This window comes from Desulfomonilaceae bacterium (assembly GCA_041662605.1).
Taxonomy (GTDB): domain Bacteria; phylum Desulfobacterota; class Desulfomonilia; order Desulfomonilales; family Desulfomonilaceae; genus CAJBEZ01.
In genome coordinates this window covers 85,368-92,698 of sequence record JBAZSD010000017.1, presented here as the reverse complement: position 1 = coordinate 92,698, position 7,331 = coordinate 85,368, and the positions used below count along the sequence as shown (strand labels likewise).

Sequence of the window (7,331 nt, the reverse complement as noted above, 5' to 3'; positions counted from 1 at the left end):
AAATGTCGCCTTAAGATCTGGACCTTCTCTTCAGGTGTGTAATTCCTCCGGTTCCTCATTCCAATACCTCCGCTCTCCAGTAACTATTCTATCGGAGGTCTTGTCCAATTCCAACTGAGGCGGCACAATGCCAGCAGCCTTGAGTTTAGAAAAATAACTTGCAGGATGTTCTGCTCGCTTCCGATTATTGTCCATTGCTCCAACAAATCGATAATTGCCAAGGGTATTGACTTGACTTGAGTTCAGAGCAAAGTTCGTCATAGTGGCATATCGAGGATAAATGTGATCTACTTGAGGCTGATTTCCTTTATGCCGTACGTCGAAGGGTGATGCACCCATTTGATCGACGTATATTAGATTCAGCAAAATAAAACGATGTCGATTTTGCGTAAGATGGCTTTTTATCAGTTTGATTGGGGCTCCTCTTTGTTCAAAGTATTGTAGTATTTCGCCCATTGGGAAGGAACCTGACGAAGACTTGGCAACAATACTGTGAAGTGCGTTTACGATAGTGTCTGTGCCTTGAGAATACCACCCGAAAAGTTGAGCTTTGTAATAATAACCCTTCATTAGCGCTCGGCTTCTTTCATTTGGCTTGGGGTTCTGATAAAGAAAATCAAATAATGGAATGAAACTTGTGTAGCTTCGTATAACTTTGTCTGAACATATTTTTAAATCATTTGCCATAAAATCACGTAGTTCATGAAATACGTTTTCAGACTGATCCCAGTTATTTCTAATTTCCTGTAGTAGTTTTTCGCCGCCATCTCCCTTAAATTTCTCTTCTGATGTTTCCGATCCCTTTCCATGAGCAACTAACAGGCACTTCAACACAAATGTTTTATCGAATTGAAGATTTACACCGTTCAACAGTCCCGTAGCATTGTCAATAGCCTCCTCAATTTCTTGCCAACCCTCTTTCATTGCAGCAAACATTAGGTCGGACGCATCCAGTTTTGTTCCCCCGGAGTTAACCCTTACAAAGATGTCCAACACTGTCTTATAGGGAAACTTGTTTGCAACACCATCTAGTTCTTCCACCCAAAAGTGTCGATCTTCGCGGAGTATCGAGATCAATTGACTTATGTTTCGTCGAACACGCCTTGCACGGTCCTTCTGAGGATTTAATCCTTCTGGCAAGGTGATATCGTCTGTTTGTTTAAGTCCATCTAGAATGTCATTTAATTGATCGGCTAATTCCTCTACGTTGCGTTGCGCATCTTTGCCGAGGAGATCAGAGACCCTATACCAAAAAGGATCGCATGGTTTTTCTATGAATTTCAGTTCATACAGTAGTCCAGAATCATTGATTTCCTCTCCACTCGTAATATTGAAATATGCTTCTTGCCTAACATCTTTTTCGGACATAATAGCGCCACGAAAAATAGCATAGAGAGTCTGGAGTCGCTGTTGTCCATCAAGCACGAATACTTTTTCACAACCTTCCTTGCTGATGTTGGGCTCATAAAAATTGCTCAGGTTAGGATCCCATTCAATTTGCTCCATAAATTTACGGGCTTTAATTTCATCTTTGGTCCGCCAAAACAGGAATGTTTGTATTGGATAGTTCCTCATAAGGCTGTCGAATAATTTGAGCATTTGATCCAGATCCCACACAAATGGCCGTTGAATATGGGGCAGATAAATACCACCGTTAATTTCTTCTATGAGTCGGAAGAGTGTTCGACTTTTGTAGGCCATAATTCCTCCTTATTCAATGCTAGGATAACTAAACCAAAGTTAAGGTCGCAATTTTCTCTAACCTACTTGAACATTAGAAATGTTGACTACGCCTTCATGCTATCGAGCAATAATTGGTAACTATTTGATAGGAACTTAGGTTATAGCTTCACTCCATCTCAATCCCAGCCCGCCTGATAAGCTGGATCGATGTGTTTTCGGGAACGAACGGTTACAGCGATCAGTTTGACGTAATCACCAAGCATTTCCACGAGTTTGACCTCAATAGGTTCATCCCATCGTGGCGATTGGATTATGTCTCCAGGTTTGATTTGAATTCCATCCCCCCGCTGGTCAGACTTGACACAAAAACATGATTCACAGCCCCCGAATTTGAACGGTGGACCAATTTATAATCCGCGACAAATATTGCCTGTCGATTCAGCGTAACATTTTCATGTGTCATTTAAGGACATACGAAACAAAAATAATTTACTGTCCTCATTTTCTCAAGACGCCCCCGATTAGGCTTTATTGGTTGAGGTTTGTATTTGTGAACCAAATCTCGGACTTTGAATTTGCCAAATTCTTGCTGATATTAAAAGAAGTTTTTTCTAAATTACGATTTTGCTAATTCATCTCGATGACCTTATCGCCTTTGCCAATCTCAAATATGTTTCAGATTTTCCGCGCGTCTCGGCATCGATAATATTAAAATCTTTACCTACAAAGAAAGAAAAACTCCGCTCCCAGGGAGTCAACGCGACAGCTAACTGACCAATCAAAGCCTGGAACGGCTGAACGGTCTGATTTCAGAAATGGCTGGGCGAAAGGTACGGATTTATTTCTGATGAAGAACTTGTCGTTGCGGTTGATAAATTCACTTACGATCAGGGATTAACGCAAATTCTAGTTGCTTCGAAGGTCCCAAAATAGGTCTTCAGAATACCTACCTGTTATCTTTTTTAAAAAACCTGAATTTGAGGGAGGGGTTGTTAATTGTAACCTATTGGGATTTTGGCGGGAGCGACGGGACTCGAACCCGCGACCTCCGGCGTGACAGGCCGGCGTTCTAACCAACTGAACTACGCACCCACTAAACTGTTTTCGGGCATGGTAGGCGGAACAGGATTTGAACCTGTGACCCTCGGCTTGTAAGGCCGATGCTCTCCCGCTGAGCTACCCGCCCAAGTATGCGAATACAACAATCGCAAAGCAAATGCGACCGTTATCTAATCAAAATAATATGACTGGACAATTCTGTCAAGGAAAATGAGGCAAATGGTCAATCGTCAACTGATATGTACAACCTGCTGATGGCCTCATTCACCAGTAAATACAAAGCAGCGTCGTGCTTGCCTCTAACGCCGGGCCTATCGCAATAGCGTCCTCTTAGAATTGCGTCGATAATAAATATAGCGTCCTCCGCCTCAACTCCTACCAAATCTATGCTCGTGACGAGGCGCTTTTCTGTTATCTGGTCAATTTCAGAGTCCCCGAAGATTCTAATCCCAGAATCTGTCCTTCCCCTCTTCCCAAAAGATGATTCGGCCCAAGCAATTTGTAATGGGTAGGTCTCAGAATTTCTCAAAATCCCTTCAAAAAAAAAGACAACTCCTTCTCTCAACTTAGCCTGGCCCTACAAGTTCATGTTTTTTCATCTTGCTGTAAAGAGTGCTCCTGCTTATTCCCATCAGTTGAGCAGCCCTAAATTTATTCCATCCACATTGTTCCAAAACCGACTTCACGTGTTCACGTTCAAGAGTTTCCAGGTTTGTCCGCGAGCCACTCGCTCCGATGACAGAAGAATCTAGTGGGCGCAATTCCTGCGGAAGATCATCCGGCCTTATTATGTCTTCTTTGCAAAGAACCACTGAACGTTCCACGGCGTTTTCCAGTTGCCGCACATTCCCGGGCCAATGATACTGAAAAATAAGGTCCATCGCCTGTGCACCGATTTTTCTCACGTTCTTTCCTAACTTTCGATTGAAAAGATCGACAAAATTATTCACGAGTTGAGGGATATCCTCTTTTCTTTCTCTCAGGGGTGGAATCTCTATGTTAATAACGTTCAGTCTCCAATATAGGTCTTCCCTGAAGGACCCTCCAACCATGGACTTTTTGAGATCCTTGTTCGTGGCCGCTATAATCCTTGCATCCGTAGCCACAGTCGCCTCCCCTCCTACTCGTTCAAAGCGCTTTTCCTGGATAACTCTTAATAATACGACCTGGGTAGGCAGACTTACCTCGCCAATTTCATCCAGAAAGATAGCGCCACCGTTCGCCTGTTCGAATCTTCCCTTCTTGGACCTGATCGCTCCAGTAAAAGCGCCCTTTTCATGACCGAATAGTTCGGATTGCAAAAGTGTCTCCGCGTAGGCGGCGCAATTGACTACAACAAACGGGCCATTCTTCCTAAGACTTTGTCCATGGATAGCCTTCGCAATAACCTCTTTACCGGTGCCGGACTCCCCCTGAATAAGCACATTTGAATCAGAACCGGATATATCCAGTATGAGGTCACAAATTTCTCTCATCTTGGACGAGCGTCCCAGGAGGTTTCCAAGTTTTCCAGAGGCGTCCAGGGTGTAACTTAACCTCTTGTTTTCACGACGTTCATCTCTCAGGCTCTGGTAAAGCCTTCTTATGCGCATCATGGCGTTCACGCGGGCAATAAGTTCGTCAGGCTCAAATGGCTTGGTAAGGTAATCATCACCTCCGCTTTTCAAGCCCTGAATCTTGAATTCCAGTGTATCGTGTACCGTGAAAATAATGATTGGAATGTATTGAAATTCCGGATGAGCCTTGAGTTTCGAGGCCATCTCAAGTCCATCCATTCCCGGCAAGTTGACATCGAGCAGAATTAAGTCAGGTCCTGAATCATCCGTATTCTCTAGAAATTCGATCGCTTGCTCTGCGGAGCCAGCGAGGTCTGCCTTGAAACCCGCAGCCTTTAACAGCTCTGTCGTGAAAGGACCATTGAATGGATCATCCTCAACGACAAGCACATGCCCAACGTTGGAGGGATCATTCATGACGCGTCACTTGACGAAATGGTATGCCAGTCCATGCGCTACCGCGACCAGGGTGGAATCCTGTTTCCGAACTTCAATATTCCACAAGCTGATCCTTTTTCGGATGTCTATTGGTTTGGCCTCTGCCGTAACAGTGTCTCCCGCCCTGGTAGCTTCGAAATAGTTGATTTTCATCTCGGCGGCAAAAGCCATATAACCTCTGGAATTACAAGCAATCGCAAACGCTTGATCAGCAAGTGAGAATATGACTCCGCCGTGACTGCGAGCTTCAGCGTTACAGTATTCAGGCTTCAGTTTCAAACTTACCCTTGCGTAAGAGTCCCCAGCGTCTTCAACAACAATCCCCAGGAAACGTGAGAATGGATCGCCTCCGACTATGTCTACAGCGTATTTCACAGGCTCGGCTTTTCTGTCAATGTTCGGCTTATGTTCTTTCAATGTCGGTTCAACCCCCAGAATCCTTGAAATGACTATTTAGTCGAATGAATTTTAACTTAATCCAGAAAAATGAATTACCAAAGGCCTTTTTGGGAAGATCCCGCACGCTGCTCTTCCACTCTGGAGACTGAGGTCGCTAAAGAGTCCGAGCTACGAACTATCCTATTATGAGTCCTCACAATATCTAGAAAATTCCTGAGGAGCATACCTCCGTCAGGTCTAGAGTTCATATAGTACTCCGTGTGCGCCTGAACGCCATAAGCCGGTCTCTCGGGATGCCTGATTATCTGGTACGGGCACATTTTATTTGCGGCAAGGGCGACAAAGCCTTCAGGAAGTTTTTTGACTTCATCATAGTGGCTTTGAACAAGATTGAGCGACTTGCCCATTCCAAGAAAAAGCGGGTCTTTGTGGAGAACATAAACATCATGGCGGCCCTTTTCAGTAGGATTGTGCCCATAAGGAAAACAATCATCTTCTCCTCCCCTGATAGGCCCCACCTTCCCGCCAAAAGCTAACGCCAAGGCCTGGTGCCCACCGCAAATGCCTACTACGGGTATTTGCATATCCTCAATTATGACTCGAAGTGACTTGAAAAAATTATCAAGATCTTGTCCATTTTTACCCCTGTATTTGCACCATGGGATACCATTAGGGCTCAAGGCCAGAAACGCGGGACGAAGTTTTTTCATATTCTCCACAGTAACTTCCGCATAGGGCAATATCATTCCATGTCCTTGCGCCCCAAGGCGTTCCAGTGTCTCCTGCACAATTACCGCCTGTTTTGAACTCCTGCCGGTGAACATGTTTACGACGACCCATGTAGACGATGCCCCCACAACTCCAACTTCAGACTTTTGAGAACTAGGCGCAACTCCGTTATCATCGACCCGCTCTGTGGCTTGGAGCTTCAACGATGCGACTCCCAGGACCAGCGTCAGAGCAAAACAAAATGTCAAAATCTTCTTCATCTGTTGTTCTTCCTGTAGGCGTCTCGGTTTCCGCCGAAGGACATTGGGACCAAATACTATTATCTCAATTTTATATTAATACAGTCAAACTTTATATCAATTATTAAAGTCTATTATCATTTTAAATTCATTTGTATTCATAACAATCTCTACAATCTACTTTACTACCCTTCCATGATCTATTCAATACCGGGATTGTCAAGAAGATTGAAAACTTTTAACGGTTTGAGGAATTTTCTTCCTTCCTGATGTTGGTAACGAACCAGTATCAGGATTCGAGATAAACAGTCCTGAACCCGAAAAATCTCAGGCTCCAAGATTGATGTTGAGTTCTCTTCTCCAGGAACAAGGTCTTCAGTCGCTACGTATCGTCCAAACACGAGTTGGCGAAGGTTTTCTTCCTGCATCTCAATTCTTGGTAAATGTTCTAAGGCGCGATCAAGAGGAATCGCTGCCTGCTTTATGTCGTCAATCGACGCGCCTTTTACAAAATCCAGGTTTCGAGCCGAAGCGACATTGAACTTTCCTGACGCAATGCGTCGAAGTGTTTCTACTCTCCCTCCTACACCAAGTTTAGCGCCGATATCTCGGGCTATTGAGCGGGCATAAGCCCCTTTGGAACATACCAAGTCAATTTTCAGATCTGGTGGGCGCCAATCGATTAGCGACAGGTCAAAGATTTCGACTTTTCTAACATCCAACGACGGAAAAACGCCTTTGCGAGCGAGCTTGTAAAGAGGAACACCATCTTTTTTAATAGCGGAAAAGTGTGGCGGAATCTGATCAATCTTGCCTTTAAAATCTCCAAGGCATTTTCCTATTTTCTCGACAGTCAAGGACTGAGGGTCACCTGTGATGGTGATTGTACCTTCTCTATCACAGGTGTCACTTTCCTCTCCCAATCTGACTGTTACTTGATAATGCTTCTTTGCTTCATCTAGAAAATCCAACGCCCTGGTCGCCGCGCCGAGCAAAATCACGAGAAGGCCGGACGCCTGTGGATCAAGAGTGCCAGTGTGTCCAACCTTTACCAACCGACCCAGACTACGGCGTACTATACCCACCACCGCGTTTGAAGTTATTCCTTCGGGTTTGTCTATCAATAGCAGACCATGAGCCACGAATATGTGTCACTCCTTCTCCGCCCAAAAGAGGGCCGATTTTTCACTGAGAATAAATACTTAACAGTTCCTCAAGATGTCAGGAT

General features: G+C 44.5%; 6 protein-coding genes and 2 tRNA genes. All 8 read right to left on the bottom strand.

The window, feature by feature from the left end; all coding sequences use genetic code 11:
- Positions 1-30 precede the first annotated feature (30 nt).
- Positions 31-1,701 (bottom strand): DUF262 domain-containing protein, encoded by a 1,671-nt coding sequence (locus WC647_13655; protein ID MFA6223351.1) that lies wholly within the window; start codon positions 1,699-1,701, stop codon positions 31-33.
- A 997-nt stretch (positions 1,702-2,698) separates the two neighbouring features.
- A tRNA-Asp gene (locus tag WC647_13650) sits at positions 2,699-2,775 on the bottom strand.
- Positions 2,776-2,794: 19 nt separating this feature from the next.
- A tRNA-Val gene (locus tag WC647_13645) sits at positions 2,795-2,869 on the bottom strand.
- A 96-nt stretch (positions 2,870-2,965) separates the two neighbouring features.
- Positions 2,966-3,271 carry a hypothetical protein gene (locus WC647_13640; GenBank protein ID MFA6223350.1) on the bottom strand — a complete coding sequence of 102 codons (306 nt, stop codon included), beginning with the start codon at positions 3,269-3,271 and terminating at the stop codon, positions 2,966-2,968.
- Positions 3,272-3,308: 37 nt separating this feature from the next.
- A complete protein-coding gene (locus WC647_13635) occupies positions 3,309-4,715 on the bottom strand; it encodes a sigma-54 dependent transcriptional regulator (protein MFA6223349.1) in 1,407 nt (468 codons plus the stop codon).
- 6 nt (positions 4,716-4,721) lie between these two features.
- Positions 4,722-5,153, bottom strand: coding sequence for a hotdog fold thioesterase (locus tag WC647_13630; GenBank protein MFA6223348.1), 432 nt, complete (start codon positions 5,151-5,153; stop codon positions 4,722-4,724).
- Between the two features lie 74 nt (positions 5,154-5,227).
- Complete coding sequence (locus tag WC647_13625) at positions 5,228-6,124, bottom strand: gamma-glutamyl-gamma-aminobutyrate hydrolase family protein (GenBank protein MFA6223347.1); 897 nt, start codon at positions 6,122-6,124, stop codon at positions 5,228-5,230.
- Positions 6,125-6,303: 179 nt separating this feature from the next.
- The gene (truB, locus tag WC647_13620; GenBank protein ID MFA6223346.1) at positions 6,304-7,245 is read right to left on the bottom strand and encodes a tRNA pseudouridine(55) synthase TruB; all 942 of its coding nucleotides are present in this window, start codon (positions 7,243-7,245) and stop codon (positions 6,304-6,306) included.
- Positions 7,246-7,331: the final 86 nt, after the last annotated feature.

Excerpts from the sequence above, each read along its gene's own strand:
- WC647_13655 (MFA6223351.1), bottom strand. The coding sequence starts at position 1,701 with ATGGCCTACAAAAGTCGAACACTCTTCCGACTCATAGAAGAAATTAAC.
- WC647_13635 (MFA6223349.1), bottom strand. The coding sequence starts at position 4,715 with ATGAATGATCCCTCCAACGTTGGGCATGTGCTTGTCGTTGAGGATGAT.
- WC647_13625 (MFA6223347.1), bottom strand. The coding sequence starts at position 6,124 with ATGAAGAAGATTTTGACATTTTGTTTTGCTCTGACGCTGGTCCTGGGA.